Origin of the sequence: Streptomyces wedmorensis (assembly GCF_000716445.1) — a bacterium.
Classification (GTDB): domain Bacteria; phylum Actinomycetota; class Actinomycetes; order Streptomycetales; family Streptomycetaceae; genus Streptomyces; species Streptomyces wedmorensis.
Genome location: NZ_JNWK01000039.1, coordinates 33,756 through 52,165 on the forward strand (window position 1 = coordinate 33,756; position 18,410 = coordinate 52,165).

Genomic DNA, 18,410 nt, shown 5'->3' on the forward strand with positions numbered 1-18,410 from the left:
TCACGGCCGGGCTGCCCCGTATTGCCTCTGCACGGGTCCTCGGCTCTGGCCATCGGTTCGGCTTTTCGATCGCAGGTGAACGGTCCCGGCTACGACGGATCGGCGGCAGGAGCCTGCACGCCGCCAGCCCACCCGCCGGCGGCATCACGGCCGGCCCGACCTGCCACGCCCTTGGCTGGAACCCGTTGGCAGGCAGCCCCGGGAGTCTTGTATGGTTCCTCGCGAATCATCCAGAGGGGTGGAGGGACCGGCCCTACGAAGCCCCGGCAACTCCCCGGTCGACTCGGCGCTCAATGTTCGCGCCGCGCCGTCGGGTTCAGTGCCAACTCCGGCCCGCGCCAACGTGGCGCGGGAAAAGATGAGGAGACACGGTGCTCTCTGTGCTGCCTTTCGCCCCGGCGCTGTCCGCCCCGGGCTTTCCGCGTACCCGTCTCGTGATCGCCGCGACATACCGGCCGACCGCTTCGGCCCTTTCCCGCTGATCATCCCTGCCCTCCCCTGCGTGAGGTCGCCGCGAGTCATGGCTCGCGGACCGAGACTGGAGTACTCCCCTTCATGGACATTTCGGATATTTCTAGTGGTGTTGGCGTCCTCGACAAGACCGCGGTGATCCTCGGTGCGCTGGCGGCGGGCCCGGCCACCCTGGCGGGGCTGGTCGCCGCCACCGGCTTGTCGCGGCCCACGGCCCATCGACTCGCCCTCGCCCTCGAACGCCACCGGCTGGTCGGCAGGGACGTGCAGGGCCGCTTCGTCCTCGGCCCTCGGCTCGGCGAGCTGTCGGCTGCCGCGGGCGAGGACTGCCTCCTGACCGCGGCCGGCCCGGTCCTCACCTCCCTTCGGGACACCACCGGCGAAAGCGCGCGGCTCTACCGGCGCCAGGGTGAGATGCGCATCTGCGTCGCCGCCGCCGAGCGCACCGCCGGCCTGCGCCACATCGTCCCGGTGGGGTCCACGCTCCCCATGAAGGTCGGCTCCGCCGCCCAAGTCCTACTGGCCTGGGAGGAACCCGAGCGCTTCCACCAGGGTCTGCAGGGCGCCCGCTTCACGGCAGCAGCCCTCAGCGGCGTACGGCGCCGAGGCTGGGCCCAGTCGATCGGCGAACGCGAACCCAGCATGGCCTCCGTCTCCGCGCCGGTCCGAAACGCGTCCCACCGAGTCGTCGCGGCCATCACGGTCACCGGCCCCGTTCAGCGCCTCACCCGGCACCCCGGCGCCCGACTGGCGAAGGCCGCCGTCGACGCGGCCGACCGCCTCACCGAAGTCGTCTCCCAGCCCTGACCTCGGCAGCACCACGTGGTGGTCCTGCCTCTCCCCCGGTTGGAGTCGTCGCAGAGTCATCCCTCCACCCACCCACGTGACTCCCAGGCTCTGACGACGCCGTCGCCATCGAAGTCGCCGTCGAAGTCTCCGCGCTCGACGGCGCCCCGGTCGATGCCGCCCGACCGCCGACCGGGCGGCACTGGTGCGGTACGCAGAGGCCCGCGAGACCGCCGTCGTCCACCACGTTCGACCCCTTGCGCCGCCCAACGCGCTCCTGTTGCACCTGTGCGCCGACCCCCTGCCGGGTGGCGCCGTGACCAGTTCCGCTCCTGCTGCGGAGCCGGCTCCTACCGTTGCGCTCAACGACCTCAAGGGAACCCGGCTGCCGATGACTCCTCTGCGCTGTCTGTCCACGCTCGCCTGCGCGACCCTGACCGCCCTCGCCACTGTGACCGTCACCTACGCCGCCCCGGTCACCGGCCGCGCGGCCGAACAGGCGGCGCCGTGCGTCCGCGGCGAGACGGAGGGGAGGGGCGAGTCGGCCGTCGATGACGGGGAGATCAGGTACACCGAGGCGAGCAAGTACGACACCCTGCGCAAGCACGCCCACAAGGTGTGGCAGGCCGGCTCGCTGTCGAGGATCAAAATCCGGGCGGACTCCGCGACCACTGTCAACGACCTGGAATGGCGGGACTACAAGAAGAAGGACGGCCACGGCGGCTACTACGAGCGCCGCGGCGCGATCGCGGCCACCGACTACATCTACCTGAACTCCTACTACCTGGACCCGCCGGGCAACCTCAGCAATCTCGGCAGCGGGCAGTCCGTCGCCGCCCACGAACTCGGCCACGCGCTCGGCCTGTGCCACAAGAGCGACAACGTCTTCTCCGTCATGTGGAAGAACGTCGCCAACCCACCGGTCACCGGCCCCAGCGACGTCGACAAGGCCAACTACAGGAAGATCTGGGGCTGAGTGTGCAACACAAGCGGACCACCCTGACCGTTCTGGCCGCCGCCGCGGTCCTCACCACCGCCGGCGCCGCCTGGTACACCACCCTCGACACCCCGACCCACACTGGTCCTCCGGCGGCCGCGCACGGCGTGTGTCTGCCGGCGACCGACACCGACGAGGACAAGGCCGGCTATTCCCACACCATCGCCGTGGTCACCGTCGACCGGACCGTCGAGTACCGCGAGGAAGGCGAAGCCCCGGGCGGCGCGCTGCTGTCGAAGGTCACGGTCGTCGAACCACTCAAGGGCACCCCGCCGGCGACGATGACGATCGGCCAGTCGGTCCTCCGGCAGACGGGCGGCGGATACGCGAAGACGAAGCCCGCCTACCTGCCGCTCGAGCCCGGCCACCGCTACGTCGTCGGCACCGTTCCCGACCCGAACTACGACGACGGCTGGGTCTGGTTCGCCACCGCTGCCGACGACGACCTCACTGCGGCCACAACCCGCTGGACCCGCGCAGTCACCCACCAGATCGCCCCACACCCCGACCCCGCCTGCAACGACGTCATCGACGACGGATCCAGCCCCGCCACCCCCTGAACCGGTCGCCGAGGACAGCGCCTCCTCGGGCGTCTCCTTCGTGGGCCCGTACAGCAGCGTCCCGTGTACACAGCTCCGGCCGCCGACAGCAGTTCGTATGCCGCCGGCTACGCGAGGCCAGGTGCGGGCGCTGTTCAGTCGGCTGCGAGCGTCCCGTCCAAGGTCACGAAGCGGTCCGTGAGTGTGGCCAGGTGTAGGCGGTGCCGTATGCGTCGCTTCCGAGTTGCCTGCGCGCGGCGCGTTCGGACCCTTCCCGCAGCGGGCCCAGTTCCGGGGTCCCCCGCTGCGGGTGCCCCACCATGTCCCAGAACGCCTGGCCCGCACCGTAGGCGACGGCCGATTCGCTCGCCCGTTGCAGTGCCGCCAGGGCGGCGGCAAGGAGATCGAGTCCCAGGCCGAGCCCGAAGGCGTCCCCGACGGTCCGCTTGTCACGCAGCAGGGCCCGGGCGTGAGTGACCGCGTCGGCCGGCCTAGGTCTGCACCGGAAACGCCACGCCTTGGAGCTAAAAGGCCGTTGTCTCACCCATTGGTTCGCTTGGCGGTCGAACGAGATTTCCCGCCAGGGTGAGCTTCCGGTGGCGCCGGAGAACGCCGTCCTGGCGAGCGCTGTCCGATGTCGTCCATCCCCTGCTTGCCGTCGACACCTTGGGCACCTCCGGCAGGTCGTCGCGACACGTGGCGTCGGCAGTCGTGACAGTCGCGGTCGGGCTTCTTGACGGCGAGCAGCGGTCGTTCAACCTACCGGCGTGAACAGCGCCTCCCATCAACGGTAGGCCGCATCCGGCCACCGACAACGTACGTCCTGAAAGGATCCCGCATGCGTTTTCCACGTACCGCGCGCGCCCGGCCGTGGCAGCGGCCGCGCTCACAGCGAGTGTGTTCACCACCGCTCCGGCCTCCGCGTACACGACTTCCGGCTGGAAGCCCTGGGGCAACTGGGCGAACGTGCAGTGTGGGCAGACCACCACGCACCCTCTGACAACGAGGGTCAGCTTCCAGACGCGCATCATCCGCGGTTCGGGGTGCGATCCCAGCCGAGCGGTTCCAGGAGGTCCTGTTGTCGCAGAGACGGCGCGGGACACGACGGCGCCATCGTCGGGGTGCCGACCGCGCTCTCGGCGCGCTGTTCCCTGATCCGCCGGGCCAGGCTCTCGTCGTACACCAGCCCCCGCCGCCCCGCAGGGAACGTGATCCGTCCCGGCGCGGCGCGGCACGAACTCCCGCAGCCGACGACCGTCGGCGGTCAACTTGGTTCCGTGCGTGGTCATGGGGTGAGCGTGGTGAGGCGCACTTGCCGGCGGGGCCCCGTCGGGCCGGGCTCTGCTCGCTCCACGTCCGTCCGATAATCGGTTGCCTGGCCAGGGGCCTTCCCCGAAGGTGAGGCAGTGAACAAGACCCACGACAGGCCGCTGATCGACGCGGCCCGATGGCTGAACCTCTACGAGAGCGGCTGCCCCGCCCCGGCGGCGGCCGAACTGCCGGACCTCGCCGCCGAACTGACCGAGGCCCTCCGCCACCCCGACCCGGACATCCGCGACGGCGCTCCCTACGTGGTGCTGCGAACGTGGATCCAGCGCGATGTCATCGACAAGCCGCTGCGCGCCCGACTGGGTGCCGTGATGGCCGACCGGTTCGACGACCCCGAGATCCAGGCGCGCACCTTCGCCCCACTCGTGCTCGACATGATCGTCAGTCGCGGCGACCTCGACCTGGCGTGGCTCGCCGCCTTCCGACGCTGGTTCCCGGCCGAGACGGACCTTCGCGCGTACGACCCCGAGATCGGCTGGCTCCACGCCGTCGCACACGGCGCTGACCTGCTCGGCACCTTCGGACTGCATCCGGAGGTCGACCCGAAGGAGATGCTCGCGCTGGCGGCGGAGCGGCTCGTGGTTCCGACCGACGAGCTCTTCGCCCAGCAAGAGGACGACCGGCTCGCCCAGGGCATCGCCCGCACGCTCACCCGCCCGGAACTGTCCGAGGCCGACGCCGTCGGCTGGCTGGACGCCATCGAGACGGACTTCGCCGCCGGCCGACGCGGCGCCCCCACCGTGGCCGCCCACACCTCCAACGCCATGCGCACGCTGCGGATGCTGTACCTCCTCGCCGACACCGGGGTCCGGATCGACGGCGCCCCCGCCCCCGTACGCCCTCCGCACGCGGAGGCGCTGAAGCGGCGTCTGACGGAGGTGCTGGCGCTGACCTTCCGCGGGGCGTGACGGACGGATGCCACCGCTCGGTGAGGCAAGTCTCCCGGAGGCGCGCCTCACTGGCAGGCACCCGACGGCCGACCAGGCAGTTCAGCGAGTTCCCAAGCACGCCTAGGCGTGTTGAAGAAGGTCAGTCCAGGCTGGATATCGATCCGCCTTCCGTCGGCCCGCCATGTCGTCGATCTGCCGTCCGTGAAAGTCGCCCGGCCCCGCATGACCCTTGTGCTGTTCGGTGCGATACGCCAGCACCGCCTCTCTGCGCCTGCTCCCGTACTCGAAGCGGCTGCCCGGGGTTCCCGCCATCCGGGCATGGCTGACCGGCTGCGTCGCCGGCCGCCGCGGCTCACGCCTGGTCCCGATCACGACGAACGGCACCCCACCCTCGGCCAATGCCGGCCCCGCGTGGGCGGGGCCGACTACACACCTTGGGCCGTGCAAGCGAGCGCGAGAGCACCGATTCTCGGCACTCGCTCCTTGCTACTGGCTACTGGCTACTGGCTACTGGCTACTGGCCGGAATCCTCGGCGAGGGTGTGGGCAACGAGGGCGTTCGCGTGGCCGTGTCCCAGGCTGTGCTCGGACTTGAGCCAGTTGACGAGCTCCATGTGCTTGGTGAGCGGAGAGGTGCGAATGAGCTCCTTCCACTCCGCGATCGGACGGCCGTACTTCTTCTCGATGGAGGGGAAGTAGCTGGCAGGACCCTTCACCGCGTCGGTCATGAGATGCCCCGCTTCCTGTCTGGGAGGACTAGATGATCTTGACGTTGTCGATGATGCGCGCGAGAGCGGCGGCCGTCTAGCGGCCCGCCGGGACGGCGACCAAACGGGCTGTCACCGCGGCCAGCCACACCAGGCCGAGGCCCGCCGCAGTGGTGAACGCAAGGACGGACGCGGCCGAGGCCATGAATCCGGCGAGAACAGCGATGGGCACCAGGCGCGAGGCGACGGCCCAGCCGCGGTGGCCCCGGGCGGCGAGCGGGCGGGCCAGGACGACGAACACGGCGCACAGGGCGAGGTAGCCGACCATCCCCGCCAGCATGTGCACGGAGCCATGCCCGCTGATCACGGTCGTGTCAGGAGCGCCGGCGGGGAAGCCCGCGCCGGCATCCACGGGAAAGGCCGCCGCGGCCCAGAACGAGACGCCGAAGACCCCGGTCAGGGCCGGACCCCAGGTGCCGCCCACACCGCCGCCCAGCGCGCGGCGCAGCCCGGCCGCACCCACGATCAACAGCGCTCCCGCGATCAGGAAGTTCACGGTCTGGATCCAGCCCGCCTCGCCGAGGGCAAGCTGACTGATCGCGTTTCGGCTGAAGTCGAAGCCGTCACGGGTCAGCCCCTGGACGATGCCCGCCCCGAGGAACAGCGGTCCCGCGACGACCGCGCCGGCCGCCAAGCCACGAGCCGCCGACCACGAGGTGGGCGAGATACGGACGGCGCGGGAACGGGCGCTGAGCGTCTGGGTCATGGCGAGCCTTCCTCATTCGAGTTCTGTCGCACCTATGACCGGAGGCAACCGGGGAACTCATCGCCTCGACAAGGGTGACTTGGATCACGCGACCAGAACACAGACAAAGCCGGACCGCCGGACCCCGGACCCCGGACCCCGGACCCCGGACCCCGGACCGCAAAGGGTTGGAGCTGTCCGGCTGAGACCGGTCAGACCAGGCCGCCCCAGCGGCCGTTCGGCATGACTCGGCCCCGCATACGAGCCACGAGGCGAAGATCGCGACCAGGACTCCGGCCCAGGATGTGGCTTCTCAATGGATGAGGTCGTTGATCGTTCGTCTCTGTAGTCAGTGCAGGCCGTTGAGGAAGCCGATGGCGACCGCGCCCCACCAGCTGATCAAGGCCGAGCTGTTTCGAACGGATCCTGGGCCCGAACAGCTGAGGGCGGGAGATGTCTGCCGGGTCGGCGTGCCGCCTACGGTCGTGCACGTGACGGCTGTCGACCACCACGGTCCCCCTCTGGAGACGGTCTGGCTGCCGCATCCCACTCATACCGTGACCATGCTGCGCCGAGGTCTCTCCTGTCGCGACTTCCCGGACGAGAGCCATCTCGATGGACTGGGGTACACCATCCACCCTGGCGACGGCATTCCCTTCGCCTTCGAACTGCTGATGCGCCCATACGCGGTTCTCCAGGCGGGTGACGAGGTCGCCGACGCCGACGGCCGGGCCTGGCGGTTCGACGGGCCCTGGGATTGGACCGCCTTCGATGGAGAGCCGGCCGCCGCGGGCCCCGCGTGGCCGCTCCTCCTGCTCACCCGAGCAGGAGCTCCGTGCACCATCGAGGACTCCGCGGCGGTGGCTGCGAGCACAGCGAGCGGCTCGCACCAAGAGACGGTTGGAGACTGGATGGCACTCACCAAGGCCTCGCCTACACCGTGACCTGACGGCCGCCCACCGCACCATGCCTGGACGGTTGAGCCATCCGGTGGCCCTGTGGTGCTGCAACACTCATGGAAGGAATGCTTGCAGGGCAGTACGGGCTGCGGTGTCGCCGCGGAGTTCGTCGGCGTAGGGCACATGTTGACCCAAACCTCCTGGCCGCTCGCCGCCTTGACTGCCCCTCTGCCCTCCGGCCCGGGACTCCCGAAGCGCCAACCCGGACGACTGAGGTTGTCTGACGTGGCAAGTTTCGCGAGCTTCTTGTAACAGGTCAGGGCGGTGGCCATGGCCAGGCTCCGGCTCTGCCAGTCGTTGCGGACCACGTACGGGATCTTGAGACCACGAGCAGGCCATGGCAGGCTCATGCCGCATGATCGACGAATTCGCGAAAGACAACCTGCACGGGAGACTGCGGCGGGACCGTAACGCGCTGCTCTGGAAACTCGACGGCTTGTCCGAATACGACGCCCGCCGACCTTTGACGGCGACCGGGACCAACCTCCTCGGCCTGGTCAAGCACGTGGCCACGGTCGAGGCCAGGTACTTCGGCGAGGTCTTCGACCGCCCTTCCCCGGAACCGCTGTCCCGGTGGCAGGACTCCGACGGCAGCGATCTGTGGGCGACCGAGGACGAGACCCGCGATCAGATCATCGGGTTCTACCGGCGCACGTGGGAACACTCGGACGCGACGATCAACGAGCTTTCCCTCGACGCCCCCGGCCACGTGCCGTGGTGGCCGGAGCCTCATGCCGACACGAACCTGTTCGGCATCATGGTCCACGTCCTCGGCGAGTCCATCCGGCATGCCGGGCACGCCGACATCCTGCGCGAGGGCCTCGACGGCCGGACCGGGTTGCGCGCCGAACACGAGAAGCAGATCGACGAGGAAGCCCGTGCAGCCCACTGGGCGAAGATCGAGCAGGCCGCCAGGTCGGCAGCACCAATCAAGGCTTAGGGCGTCTATCGAGAGTGCTCGTAGTACGGGCCGTGGGCGGACCTCACCAGTCCGCCGCTATCTAACCGGGGAAACGACGTCTTCCAGTGTCAGGGGCATCGGGTAGGTGCGCTCCGCAGGAAACAGCCGCTGTGCCTTGGTGGCGTGTCCGGTTTGCATCAGTGTCGAGGCCTTGCGGATCTGGGGGGTGAGGTCGGTGAGACTGACGATCCAGTCGTCGGTGAACGTGCGGATCAGGTGGCGGCCGATGCCGACCTGGATGCTGTAGTGGTTCAGTGCCGCTCCGCGCGGCGAACGCTCCGGGTCCCACTGGACATGTACGGCTGCCTGGGCCACCGCTGCCGGGTCGGCGGTTGTCAGCACGGCCTGGGACAGGGCCTCCTCCCAGCCCTCCCGGGTGATCCGCACCGCGAGAACACGTTCCTGGCCCGGTTTGCGGGCCCAGTTGCTGCGGTGCATCAGCCACATGAACGACGGCTTGATCCACGTCATACGGTGGAACGAGAACGGCGCGACGAAACGGCCCGCCCTCAGTGCCGCGTCAGCGATGGCAGGCGAGTACGCCTGATAGACCACGATCGTGCGAGCGTCGTAGTCGGCACGAATCTGATACTGGGGCGTCATGCGCCGCACCCTGCCATCTGGTCCGCCGGCGCGGCGAGCCGATTTCGCCTCACCGCCCCCTGGGGCAGATTCGGATGCACTACTCAAAGCCACTCGCGTGACGAGCGGGCCGTGTTCACGGCAGTGGCGTACGCGCTGACCAGCGGCTGTGCCGGCGGCACCTGTCGCCGACGTTCGGCACGTCGCCCGCCACCGCGCATCGCCGCTTCACGGTATGAACCGAGGCCGGCCTGTGGCGTCGGCTGCAGCGGGCGGTGCTGGACGAACTCGGGGCCCGGGGCAGGGTGGAATGGACCTCGGTGATCGTCGACGCGGCCTCCGTTCGCGCCAAAAGGGGGACGCTGACCGGGCCTGAAGCCGGTCGATCGCGGCAAACGGCGGCGGTGACTCGTCAAACTCCGGGCGAACAAGGTGTACTTCTCCGCCGAACACCTGGCCTGGCTGCGCGAGCGCGGGCTCGTCGCGCGCATCGCGCGGCCCGGCGTCGAGTCCGGCGAACGCCTTGGTCGGCACTGCTGGAAGCTCGACGGTCGATCGCCTGGCTCTTCGGCTACCGCCGCCTCACCGTCCGGTACGAACGAAAGGGCTCGCGCTTCCTCGCCTTCCTGGGTCGGGCCGGCGCCCTGACCTGCTCCAAGAAGCTCGCGAAAGTTGCCGTGCAAGAGACCCTCTAACCCGAACCGCCAACCCGATCGTTAGAGGAGAACGTCATCCCGGAACGTTAGCAAGCTAACGTTCTGGGCTAGGGTGGAAACAGGAATGGTGATTCCACTGGAGGGCCAGGATGAGCAGGGAACCGTGGACGATCGAACGGATCTGCGATGCTCTCGGAAACCCCGCCCTCACCCAGCGCTTCCTGGGAGAGATCAACCGTGCGCCGGCTCACGAACTCCTCACGGTCTTCGCGAAGTGGGAGCGCATCGCGAAGGACACCGTCGCTGCCGTCGAACGTGGCCGCAAGCTGGCGGCACATGACGCTCGCGGCGAGGAACCGCCGGGGGTGTGGGTGGACGCGACAGCCAAGATCCAGGCCGTGGTCGAGCGATCTCGCGCCAGCGGCGCCGCGTGAAGGCGATCCGTTCTTCGCGTGAAGGCGATCCGTTCTTCGTACAGTCAGCGACCCGCTACGCTGTGTCGTGAAGGATCACTGTCTGCCGTCCAGTGATTTCGTCGCGCCCATCGTGGTGCCCGAAAATCAGAGGACCACCCAGGTGTACCGCCTCAAGTACGACCCGGCAGCCGAAGCCGTTCACGAAGCGATGCCGGCCACCTCCAGCGAGGCGCTGACACTCGCTCTCGCGGCCGCCTGCAGTGACCCCATCGGTGCCACAGAGCCCTACGGGGAAGACGACGGTGTGATCCGGATGCTGGTCACCGACGCGGCCTTCGCGGTGCTCCTCGTCGGCGACACCCTCAAGGCAGTGACTGTCCTGCAGATCAGCTACTACGACTGAACACCCCCGCTTCCCGCCGGGACGGAGCTTGCGAGCGCGGGGTGTCGGGATTCGTCGTGCGCGGGCTTGGCCACAAGTTGGTCACCGATCGGAGACCGGCGCACGAGCGGGCGCGGCTTCCGACAACATCGCCCACATGTCAGCCCCAACCCAGCACGACGAGGCACGTGCGGTCTATCACCGCTGCCGGCTCGGCAAGAGCGAACTCAACCGCCTGTTCAACCTCGCTCCAGAAGGAATCGCCGCAGCTGCCGTCACCATCTCCACCCAGCGCAACAGCACCCGCTATACGGCGAACACCCTCACGGACCTTGTCGACCACGTCCGCAACTCCAACGCGGGAGGCAACCTCGAGAAGTGGGAGAACCTCAGCCTCGAAGCCGCGGACACCGCCGGCGACCGGAAGATCACCATCAGCTGCGACACCGAACGAACCGAGTTCCAGGCCTCGGGGAACGATGCCACCTGGGTCCATGGGCAGGCAGCCAGGCTCGAACGCTTCCTCACTGATGCGGGAGGGGAGAAGAAGCAAGAGGACGGGTACAAGTTCCTCCGCAAACAGGGTCCTTGGATGGCGCTCTTCGCCATTGCGCTGTACGCGTCCATGGACCTTTCCGGACGGACCCTGGCCCCGGAAGTCATGAAGAGCACCAAGAGCGCCGCAGAGCAGCTCAAGATGACCATGGCCCTTCTGGTCGGCGCCGCTCCCATCGCCCTCGCCTGGGTGCTCGGTCACTGGATCGTGCGTCGCGCCAATCGGGCCCTGCTGCAGCCGACGACGGACATCCCGCAGGGCTCATGGTGGAGCCGGGCCACCAACGCCGACAAGATCGCCCTCGCGGCACTCGGCGTCGGCATCCTCAGCTTCTTCGTAGCCCTCGCCACCCTCGGCAAGGACCTCATGAAGTAGGCCCGCCCGGCCCGCAGACGCTCAGGTCGGTCTCAGGGCCGGCGGCCGGCCCGGACACGACGAAGCCCGCGACCGATCGGTCGCGGGCTTCGTCGTGGCGGTACGACGCATGCGTCAGGGCAGGGGTGTTCGGTGCAGGTTGATGAGTAGGCGCCACACGCGGTGGGCGATCTCGGCGGGGGTGGCGTCGATGAGGCCGTGCAGCCAGTCGGCGAGGACCCCGGCGAAGGTCGCTGCCACGGCCGAGGCGACCAGGTCGGGCTCCGGGGCACCGGCCAGGGCGCGCTCCGTGCGGCTGCGGGCGCGTAGGTCATGGTGCAGGACGTGGCCGAGGGGGCCGCTGCCGCCCGGGCGTAGCAGTTCGCGGTAGAGGTCGCGGTGTAGGGCGAGGCGCTCGAAGAAGGCGGGCAGGGGCGGCGGAGGGGCGGAGGGGTCGGGTGAACCGCGCCAGGCGTGGAGGGCGTCGACGGCTTCGCGGACGATGTCGGCGCAGGCGTCGACGGCGAGCGCCTCCAGGTCTGGGTAGTGGAGGTAGAACGTTGCCCGGCCGACTCCCGCACGGCGTGCGAGCGCGGCGACGCTGACCTCTGCCAGGGGGCGGTGGGCGCATTCCTCCAGTAGCGCCTGGCGCAGTTTGGCCCGGGTCCGTGCCGTGCGGGGATCTTCCTGCACCTCGGTCACCGGGCGAGCAGGACGGCGGCCAGGGCCAGTGCCCCGGGCAGGGCCTGGACGACGAAGATGCGCCGGTTGGCGGTGAAGCCGCCGTACAGCCCGGCGATGATCACGCAGGAGAGGAAGAAGACCTGCACCTGGAAGCCTGTCGGGTCCTCGGCGATCAGCCCCCAGACCAGCCCGGCGGCCACGAACCCGTTGTACAGGCCTTGGTTGGCGGCGAGCGGGGCAGTGGCGCGGGCCATGCTCGCATCGAAGCCGGAGAGGTCGCGGCCCGGCTTCTTCTCCCACAGGAACATCTCGAGAACCAGGATGTACGCGTGCAGCGCGGCTATCAGCGCGACCAGCACGTGCGCGGTTGCGTTCATGGGGCACCTTCCTTCAAAGATCATGGACAGGTGTCCATGATACCTGGACACCTGTCCATGAACTTCGCCGGGGATTGGCACCCGCCGTCCTGCCTCCCCTTCCGGCTGCCGGCGGACGAGCCCGCCTGTCGACCTGTCGACCCGTCGGCCTGTCGGTCCGTCGACCCGCCGACCCGACCAAGGAGTGGTGGGGCAGCAGCGCGGCCGCCGCGCCCTGAGGCAGGCTGGGCATCATGAGCGACTTGTCCGGTGCTTCTGTCGTCCTGCGTCCTTCCGACCTCGAGGATGTTCCCGCCCTCGCTGCCATCCGGGCCACGCCCGAGGTCCGGGCGCGGTGGCTCGGCGAGGACGACTTGGCCGGGGAGGTCGCCTCCGATCTGGAGGATCCCTCTACCCGCTGCCTGACGGTCCGGTATCGCGGACGGATCGTCGGGATGATCCAGTGGTACTCGGAGGAGGACCCGGGGTATCGGCACGCCGGGATCGACCTCTTTCTCGATCCGTCGGTGCATGGCCGGGGGCTGGGTACGGACGCCGTCCGTACCCTGGCCCGATACCTCGTCGACGACTGCGGGTACCACTGGCTGGTCATCGATCCGGCGGCCGACAACGCGGCCGCGATCCGCTGTTACGAGAAGGTCGGGTTCCGGGCCGTCGGTGTGATGCGCCAGTACGAACGGGGCGCGGACGGCACCTGGCACGACGGTCTGCTGATGGACCTGCTGGCGGCGGAGCTGGTGCGCTGAGTTCCGCTGGTCACGTTCTGCCGGGCCGGTGGGGATCCCTCCCCTCGTCGGCCCTCCCGGTTGCGGTGACGGCCCCCGTGCGTGGCCATGTCGTGACCTCTCGCGTTACGGTCCGGGGTTCGCGGCTCAGGGACGGGCCAGGGTGTCGATGAGGGTCAGCTCCTCGGTGTCGAAGTGGAGGTTGCGCAGGGCGCCCACGCTGTCCTCGACCTGGCGTGCGCTGCTCGCTCCGACCAGGGCGGAGGTGACGCGGCCGCCGCGCAGCACCCAGGCGAGGGCGAGCTGGGCCAGGGTCTGGCCACGGGAGGCGGCGATGTCGTTCAGGGCGCGAAGGCGGGTGACCAGGTCCCCGGTGACGGCGTCGCGGTTCAGGAAGGGGCTGTCGCTCGCGGCTCGGGAGTCCTCGGGGATGCCGTCGAGGTAGCGTCCGGTGAGGAGGCCTTGTTCGAGCGGGGAGTAGGCGATGGAACCGACTCGCAGGTCGTCGAGGGCGTCGAGCAGGCCCTCGTCCTCCGGGCGTCGGTCGAGCATCGAGTAGCGGGGCTGGTGGATGGTGAGGGGCGTGCCGAGCTCACCGAGGATGCGGGCGGCCTCGCGGGTCTGTTCGGCCGAGTAGTTGGAGACGCCGACGTACAGTGCCTTGCCCTGCTGGACCGCGGAGTGCAGGGCGCCCATGGTCTCCTCCAGGGGCGTCTGCGGGTCGAAACGGTGCGAGTAGAAGATGTCGACGTGGTCGAGGCCGAGCCGGCCCAGGCTCTGGTCCAGCGATGACAGCAGGGACTTGCGGGAGCCCCACTCGCCGTACGGTCCGGGCCACATCAGGTATCCGGCCTTGGTGGAGACGACCAGTTCGTCACGGTAGGGCGCGAAGTCGGTCCGCAGGAAGTCACCGAGGGCGGACTCGGCCGAGCCGGGCGGCGGCCCGTAGTTGTTCGCGAGGTCGAAGTGGGTGATCCCGAGGTCGAAGGCGCGGTGGAGGATGGCCCGCTGGGTCTGGACGGGGCGGTCCGGGCCGAAGTTGTGCCAGAGCCCCAGGGAAAGGGCGGGGAGCTTGAGGCCGCTGTGCCCGGAGCGACGGTAGGGCATGTCGTCATAACGGTCGGAATGTGCGGTGTACAACGCGACTCCATGGCGTGGGGACCGGCGCACGGTGATGCGGTGCGCGGCGGGTTTGTCGTGGCGTGACCAATCTCCCCTGACCTGTGGGCATGAATCCAACAGGAGAATCCGATGGGATTCAGCGAATAGGGTTCTGAGTCATGGAACTGCGCCATCTTCAGCACTTCGTCGCCGTCGCCGAGGACCGCCACTTCACGCGGGCCGCGGAGCGGCTGATGGTCTCCCAATCCGGTCTTTCGGCCTCGATCCGGGCCTTGGAGCGGGACCTGAAGGCGCCGCTTTTCGTACGGAGCACCCGCCGGGTGACGCTGACGGAGGCCGGGCGGGCGCTGCTGGTCGAGGCGGAGCGCATCCTGGCCCAGGTACGGGCCGCGCACGAGGCGGTGGCGGCCGTGCAGGGGGTGGTGCGCGGCACGCTCTCCCTCGGGGCCGAGCAGTGCGTCGCCGGAGTGCACGTGGCGGGGTTGCTGGCCGCGTTCAGACGGCGGCATCCGGAGGTCGAGATACGGCTCCGGCAGGAGGGCGGGCTCTCGCTGGCGGAGGACGTGGCCGCCGGTCGCCTCGACCTGGCCTTCGCCTACCGCACCCGGGCGGACTCCGACCAGCTGCGCTCGGTACCGCTGGCAGCCGAGCCGATGACGCTCCTCTGCCACCCCGAGCACCCGCTCGCCACGGCCGGGCCGGTCCTCGCGCTTCACGACCTGGCCGACGAGGTCTTCGTCGACTTCCACCCCGGATGGGGACCGCGTCGGGCCACGGACGCGGCCTTCGCCTCCGCGGACGTACCGCGAACCGTGGGCCTGGAGGTGAACGACGTGCACAGCCTCCTCGACCTCGTGGAGGAGGACCTCGGCGTCGCCGCCGTACCCCGGCATTTCCGGCACAAGAGGGACTCCCTGCACGCCATCCCTCTCGCCGACGCCGGCGAGGCGGTGTACGAGACGGTGGCCCTGCTGCCCCCGCCGCAGACCACCAGCCCAGCGGCCCGCGCGCTGATGAGCCTGCTCGAGCGAGGCAGTCAGTGAGCATTTTCCGCGTTGACGCTCCGGGGTGGGGATGGCTGCGGCGATCCGTGCGAGCGGGTCACGTTGAAGGAGGTAGATCAGGGCACGCTGGTGCGAAGGAGCTTGCAGCGGCGGTCACCTGAAAGAGCTCACCGGGCCCGGCACCGGGCAAGGGGGAGGGCGAACCGCGATGTGACTGATGCCAGAGTCATGCCTCTCCTGGCCGGACGCGGCATGGGAGAAGCGGCTCAGTTCGCCCAGATGGTGACCTACATGGGCACGGGGCCGGTGCCGTCGACCGTGCCGGTCTCGATGCCGGCGATCAGCCCGGTGGGGGAATACGCGCACAGCGAGGCGTTGTCCCAGTCTTGGTCATGAAGGGTTGTCTCGAAGGCGGACTGCCGGCGACAGGTCTGGTAGGTGGCGTTCTCACGGTCCTTGAGCAGGACCAGGCGGGTGTCTCGGCGGGCCAGCAGGAGGCTCTGGTGGCTGCTGTTCCACAGGTCGTACTTGCTGCCGGTCTCGTCGATGTCGCCCGGGCCGGGGCGCAGGGGTGCGTCTTCGATGTCGAAGCCGTACCCGCTGGCGAGGTCGAAGGTCTCGGTGCGTAGGACCGTTCCCGGCGTGACTGCCGGACTGGTGGGCGGGCCTGAGGTGGCTGGCGTCGACGGCGCGCTCGGGGTCGGCAATGGTGACGGTGTGCTCGGGCTCGGTGTGGGTGTGCCGGTGGACGGCGGCGGCGCCGCGGGAGGAGCGGCCTCGGCCGTCGGCTCGGACCGGGGCTTGGTCGGAGATGTGCTGCCCACGCCGAAGATGACCAACAACACACCGGTCACCGCCGCCACCGCGGAGACCGCTGCGGCGATCTCTCCCACACTCCAGTGACGGGAGCGCCCCGTCGTCCCGGTGCCTGTGCTGTGCGTGCCCGCAGAGGAGTCGCCGCCTGCTCCTTGTCCCGCGCTGTCGCTCATTTCCGACCCCCCTGTGCCAGGAACACTTCGGTCCGGACGGATATTGAAAGCCAGGTGGGGTCATGTCGAACAGCATGATCCTGGCCGCGGCTTGAATTCGCCGTCGCGCTGTGCGTGCCTGTGGCGCGTCCAGGCCATCATTGAAGACGCGGTTCCCGCAGTCGAGCACTGGGCGGAGGTCGCCTCCAGTCACGGCCCTACTCGTCCTTGGAAGAGCTCAGCCATCGCCTCATGGTGAGCGATAGACGGATATGGGACCCAAGTCGATTCTTCCGAACCTGCTTCCGGTAAGGCCAGTTGGGCACAGTGAGCAGGGCGGTGAAGTTCGTCTCCCAAGTGCTGTCGCCGCCAACTTCCGCAAGCGGATAAAAGGGCTCATTCCCGAGCCCGAATTGCTCGGGAAAGGTCCATCTACGGTTTTCTGTGCGGCACTTGAAAGCGATCGCGTTGATCACCTGCCGGTGATCACGCATTGACACACATCAACTGACGATCAGATGATCCACAGGGAACGGCCTTGCCGTTCGCCTTTCCGAACATGCTGGTCGCCCCCTGTGTGGACCTCGTCTCCCTGTGGCAAGGACTGCCCGGACGAACCGTGTGGGGCGAGGAGCGCCGAAGGGAACGGGCGGAACGTCCGGGTCCCACGACGCAGCGGCCCGAGGCGGAACCAGATCGGAGTAACTCCCATGTACGGCACAGGACGTGCGCATCGCGCGCGCCCGGCAGAGGAGCCCCCCGCTCGGCGGCCGGCGCCCCTGGGCCTCCGGTTCCGCATCCTGGCCTCCGCCTACGCCGTCTCAGCGTGCGGCAACTACCTGAGCCTGATCGCGTTGGGCCTGTTCTCCTACACCGTCACCGGTACGGCCTTCGGAGTGGGCGCCGTGATGGCGCTGCGGCTCTTCTGCGGTTTCGTGGCGGGGTTCTTGTCGAGCACGCTGCTGACCTGGGTCGCCCACCACACCGTGATGATCGGCGCGGACGTCGCCCGCGGCACCGTCATGGTCGTCCTGGCACTCGGCGGCGGACGTACCTCGACGTGGGTGCTGGCCGCGGCGGTCGCCGTCCTCGGCGCGGGCAACACGTTCTCCAATGTGGCCCTGCGCAGCTGGATCCCCGCCCTGGTCGGCGGGTCGGCTCGCGCCCGCGCCAACGGCTCCCTGGTGATGGGACGTTCCCTGGCCACGGTGGTCGGCTTCGCCTCGGCGGCTCCCGTCATCGCCTTCGGCGGCTATCCGCTCGCCTTCGCCTGCAACGCCGCCGGCTTCGCCGTATCCGCAGGGGCGCTCCTGGTACTGCAGCGGGCGGCACACGGCGAGGGCGCGGAGGACGCCGAACCTGCGGCGGACGCCGGGGCCGTGAAGCCTGCTTCCGGCACGGAATCCCCGGGTACGGAGGCCCCGGCGACGGGCTCGGGTATGAAGGCCCAGGCGACGGGCGCGGGCACGAAGGCCCAGGAGCCCGCTGCGGATCCGGTGGCCGGGGGGCGCCCGAAGGAACCGGTGGCCGCGGGGCGCCCGCAGGAGCCGGTGCGTCGATCGCGGTTCCGATGGCGGCAGACGGCCGCGCCGTTGTCGGGCGTGCTCCTCATGATGATCGTGCTCAGGGGGATCGACGCCTTCGCCTCCTCCTCGCACAACGTCGCCCTGCCGGTAGTGGCGCACGACGCGCATCCCGGCGAACCCGCTCTGTTCATGACCCGCTTCTGGGCCACTTGGGCGGTGGGGACGTTCCTCGCCCACCTCGTGCTCCGCCGCAGGAAGAGCGAGGCGGCCTGGGGGGAGAGCGCGTTCGCTCTGGGTACCTGCGCGATGGCGCTGTCGTTCGCGGCGGCGTTCTGGGGACTGCCCGCGGCCGTCGTGGTGGCGGCGGCCGCGTCGGCGGGGTTCGCGGACGGCTGGACCGAGATCGTCTACGCCTCACGCCTCCAGGCCGCCGCCGAGCCGCTGCGCAGCCGGCTCTTCGGGCTCTCCGCCGCGGCCGAGCAGTCCGGTTTCGCGCTCGGCACCATCGCGACCGCCGCGGCGCTGGAGACGTTGCCTGCCTCCGTCGTCGTGAGCGCCTTCCACGGCGTGGCCGTCTGCGGTGCCCTGGCCCTGCTGACATCGCTGTACGTCTCGACCCGCCGGCGTCGCCTTTCGCGCACCGGCGAACGCCCGCAAGCACTCTCCCGAAGGTAA

General features: G+C 69.4%; 19 protein-coding genes and 1 riboswitch. Of the genes, 12 read left to right on the top strand and 7 right to left on the bottom strand.

What is annotated here, in order from left to right; all coding sequences use genetic code 11:
- Nucleotides 1-223 precede the first annotated feature (223 nt).
- Nucleotides 224-365: riboswitch (SAM riboswitch) on the top strand.
- A gap of 190 nt (nt 366-555) precedes the next feature.
- The 4 genes from OO54_RS27340 to OO54_RS27355 all read left to right on the top strand — a co-directional run bounded on the left by OO54_RS27340 (nt 556) and on the right by OO54_RS27355 (nt 5,030).
- The gene (locus tag OO54_RS27340; RefSeq protein WP_033207478.1) at nt 556-1,278 is read left to right on the top strand and encodes an IclR family transcriptional regulator; all 723 of its coding nucleotides are present in this window, start codon (nt 556-558) and stop codon (nt 1,276-1,278) included.
- A 370-nt stretch (nt 1,279-1,648) separates the two neighbouring features.
- The gene (locus OO54_RS27345) at nt 1,649-2,233 is read left to right on the top strand and encodes a matrixin family metalloprotease (protein WP_051787223.1); all 585 of its coding nucleotides are present in this window, start codon (nt 1,649-1,651) and stop codon (nt 2,231-2,233) included.
- Between the two features lie 2 nt (nt 2,234-2,235).
- Nucleotides 2,236-2,814, top strand: a complete 579-nt coding sequence (locus OO54_RS27350) for a hypothetical protein (protein ID WP_033207479.1) — start codon at nt 2,236-2,238, stop codon at nt 2,812-2,814.
- A 1,385-nt stretch (nt 2,815-4,199) separates the two neighbouring features.
- On the top strand, nt 4,200-5,030 hold the full coding sequence (locus OO54_RS27355; RefSeq protein WP_200146746.1) for a DUF2785 domain-containing protein: 831 nt from the start codon (nt 4,200-4,202) through the stop codon (nt 5,028-5,030).
- 496 nt (nt 5,031-5,526) lie between these two features.
- Here the strand turns inward: OO54_RS27355 and OO54_RS27360 are convergent, their stop codons facing one another.
- Nucleotides 5,527-5,739 carry a DUF4287 domain-containing protein gene (locus tag OO54_RS27360; protein ID WP_033207481.1) on the bottom strand — a complete coding sequence of 71 codons (213 nt, stop codon included), beginning with the start codon at nt 5,737-5,739 and terminating at the stop codon, nt 5,527-5,529.
- 76 nt (nt 5,740-5,815) lie between these two features.
- Nucleotides 5,816-6,484: a DUF998 domain-containing protein gene (locus OO54_RS27365; protein ID WP_033207483.1), complete on the bottom strand. Its 669-nt coding sequence runs from the start codon at nt 6,482-6,484 to the stop codon at nt 5,816-5,818.
- A gap of 470 nt (nt 6,485-6,954) precedes the next feature.
- On the opposite strand from OO54_RS27365, the gene OO54_RS27370 reads away from it, so the two are divergent.
- Both OO54_RS27370 and OO54_RS27375 read left to right on the top strand, forming a co-directional pair.
- Entirely contained in the window at nt 6,955-7,407 is a 453-nt protein-coding gene (locus tag OO54_RS27370; protein ID WP_234439514.1) for a hypothetical protein, read from the top strand.
- Nucleotides 7,408-7,777: 370 nt separating this feature from the next.
- Nucleotides 7,778-8,362, top strand: coding sequence for a DinB family protein (locus OO54_RS27375; protein ID WP_033207484.1), 585 nt, complete (start codon nt 7,778-7,780; stop codon nt 8,360-8,362).
- Between the two features lie 57 nt (nt 8,363-8,419).
- Here OO54_RS27375 and OO54_RS27380 read toward each other — a convergent pair whose 3' ends face one another.
- Complete coding sequence (locus tag OO54_RS27380) at nt 8,420-8,986, bottom strand: DUF4291 domain-containing protein (protein WP_033207485.1); 567 nt, start codon at nt 8,984-8,986, stop codon at nt 8,420-8,422.
- 784 nt (nt 8,987-9,770) lie between these two features.
- Between OO54_RS27380 and OO54_RS27385 the strand changes: the two genes are divergently transcribed.
- The 3 genes from OO54_RS27385 to OO54_RS27395 all read left to right on the top strand — a co-directional run bounded on the left by OO54_RS27385 (nt 9,771) and on the right by OO54_RS27395 (nt 11,350).
- Entirely contained in the window at nt 9,771-10,055 is a 285-nt protein-coding gene (locus OO54_RS27385; protein WP_033207487.1) for a hypothetical protein, read from the top strand.
- Nucleotides 10,056-10,122: 67 nt separating this feature from the next.
- A complete protein-coding gene (locus OO54_RS47605; RefSeq protein WP_234439513.1) occupies nt 10,123-10,440 on the top strand; it encodes a hypothetical protein in 318 nt (105 codons plus the stop codon).
- A 136-nt stretch (nt 10,441-10,576) separates the two neighbouring features.
- On the top strand, nt 10,577-11,350 hold the full coding sequence (locus OO54_RS27395; RefSeq protein ID WP_033207491.1) for a DUF485 domain-containing protein: 774 nt from the start codon (nt 10,577-10,579) through the stop codon (nt 11,348-11,350).
- A gap of 114 nt (nt 11,351-11,464) precedes the next feature.
- Here OO54_RS27395 and OO54_RS27400 read toward each other — a convergent pair whose 3' ends face one another.
- Both OO54_RS27400 and OO54_RS27405 read right to left on the bottom strand, forming a co-directional pair.
- On the bottom strand, nt 11,465-12,022 hold the full coding sequence (locus OO54_RS27400) for a TetR/AcrR family transcriptional regulator (protein WP_418953277.1): 558 nt from the start codon (nt 12,020-12,022) through the stop codon (nt 11,465-11,467).
- Between the two features lie 5 nt (nt 12,023-12,027).
- Entirely contained in the window at nt 12,028-12,390 is a 363-nt protein-coding gene (locus tag OO54_RS27405; protein ID WP_033207494.1) for a DUF1304 domain-containing protein, read from the bottom strand.
- Nucleotides 12,391-12,623: 233 nt separating this feature from the next.
- Between OO54_RS27405 and OO54_RS27410 the strand changes: the two genes are divergently transcribed.
- On the top strand, nt 12,624-13,136 hold the full coding sequence (locus tag OO54_RS27410; protein ID WP_033207496.1) for a GNAT family N-acetyltransferase: 513 nt from the start codon (nt 12,624-12,626) through the stop codon (nt 13,134-13,136).
- A 126-nt stretch (nt 13,137-13,262) separates the two neighbouring features.
- Here OO54_RS27410 and OO54_RS27415 read toward each other — a convergent pair whose 3' ends face one another.
- Nucleotides 13,263-14,255: an aldo/keto reductase gene (locus OO54_RS27415; protein ID WP_033207499.1), complete on the bottom strand. Its 993-nt coding sequence runs from the start codon at nt 14,253-14,255 to the stop codon at nt 13,263-13,265.
- Nucleotides 14,256-14,395: 140 nt separating this feature from the next.
- Here OO54_RS27415 and OO54_RS27420 point away from each other — a divergent pair, with 140 nt between their 5' ends.
- Entirely contained in the window at nt 14,396-15,280 is an 885-nt protein-coding gene (locus OO54_RS27420; protein WP_033207500.1) for a LysR family transcriptional regulator, read from the top strand.
- Between the two features lie 248 nt (nt 15,281-15,528).
- Here OO54_RS27420 and OO54_RS27425 read toward each other — a convergent pair whose 3' ends face one another.
- On the bottom strand, nt 15,529-16,134 hold the full coding sequence (locus OO54_RS27425) for a hypothetical protein (protein WP_157856525.1): 606 nt from the start codon (nt 16,132-16,134) through the stop codon (nt 15,529-15,531).
- Between the two features lie 929 nt (nt 16,135-17,063).
- Here OO54_RS27425 and OO54_RS41790 point away from each other — a divergent pair.
- Complete coding sequence (locus OO54_RS41790) at nt 17,064-18,410, top strand: MFS transporter (protein WP_209440904.1); 1,347 nt, start codon at nt 17,064-17,066, stop codon at nt 18,408-18,410.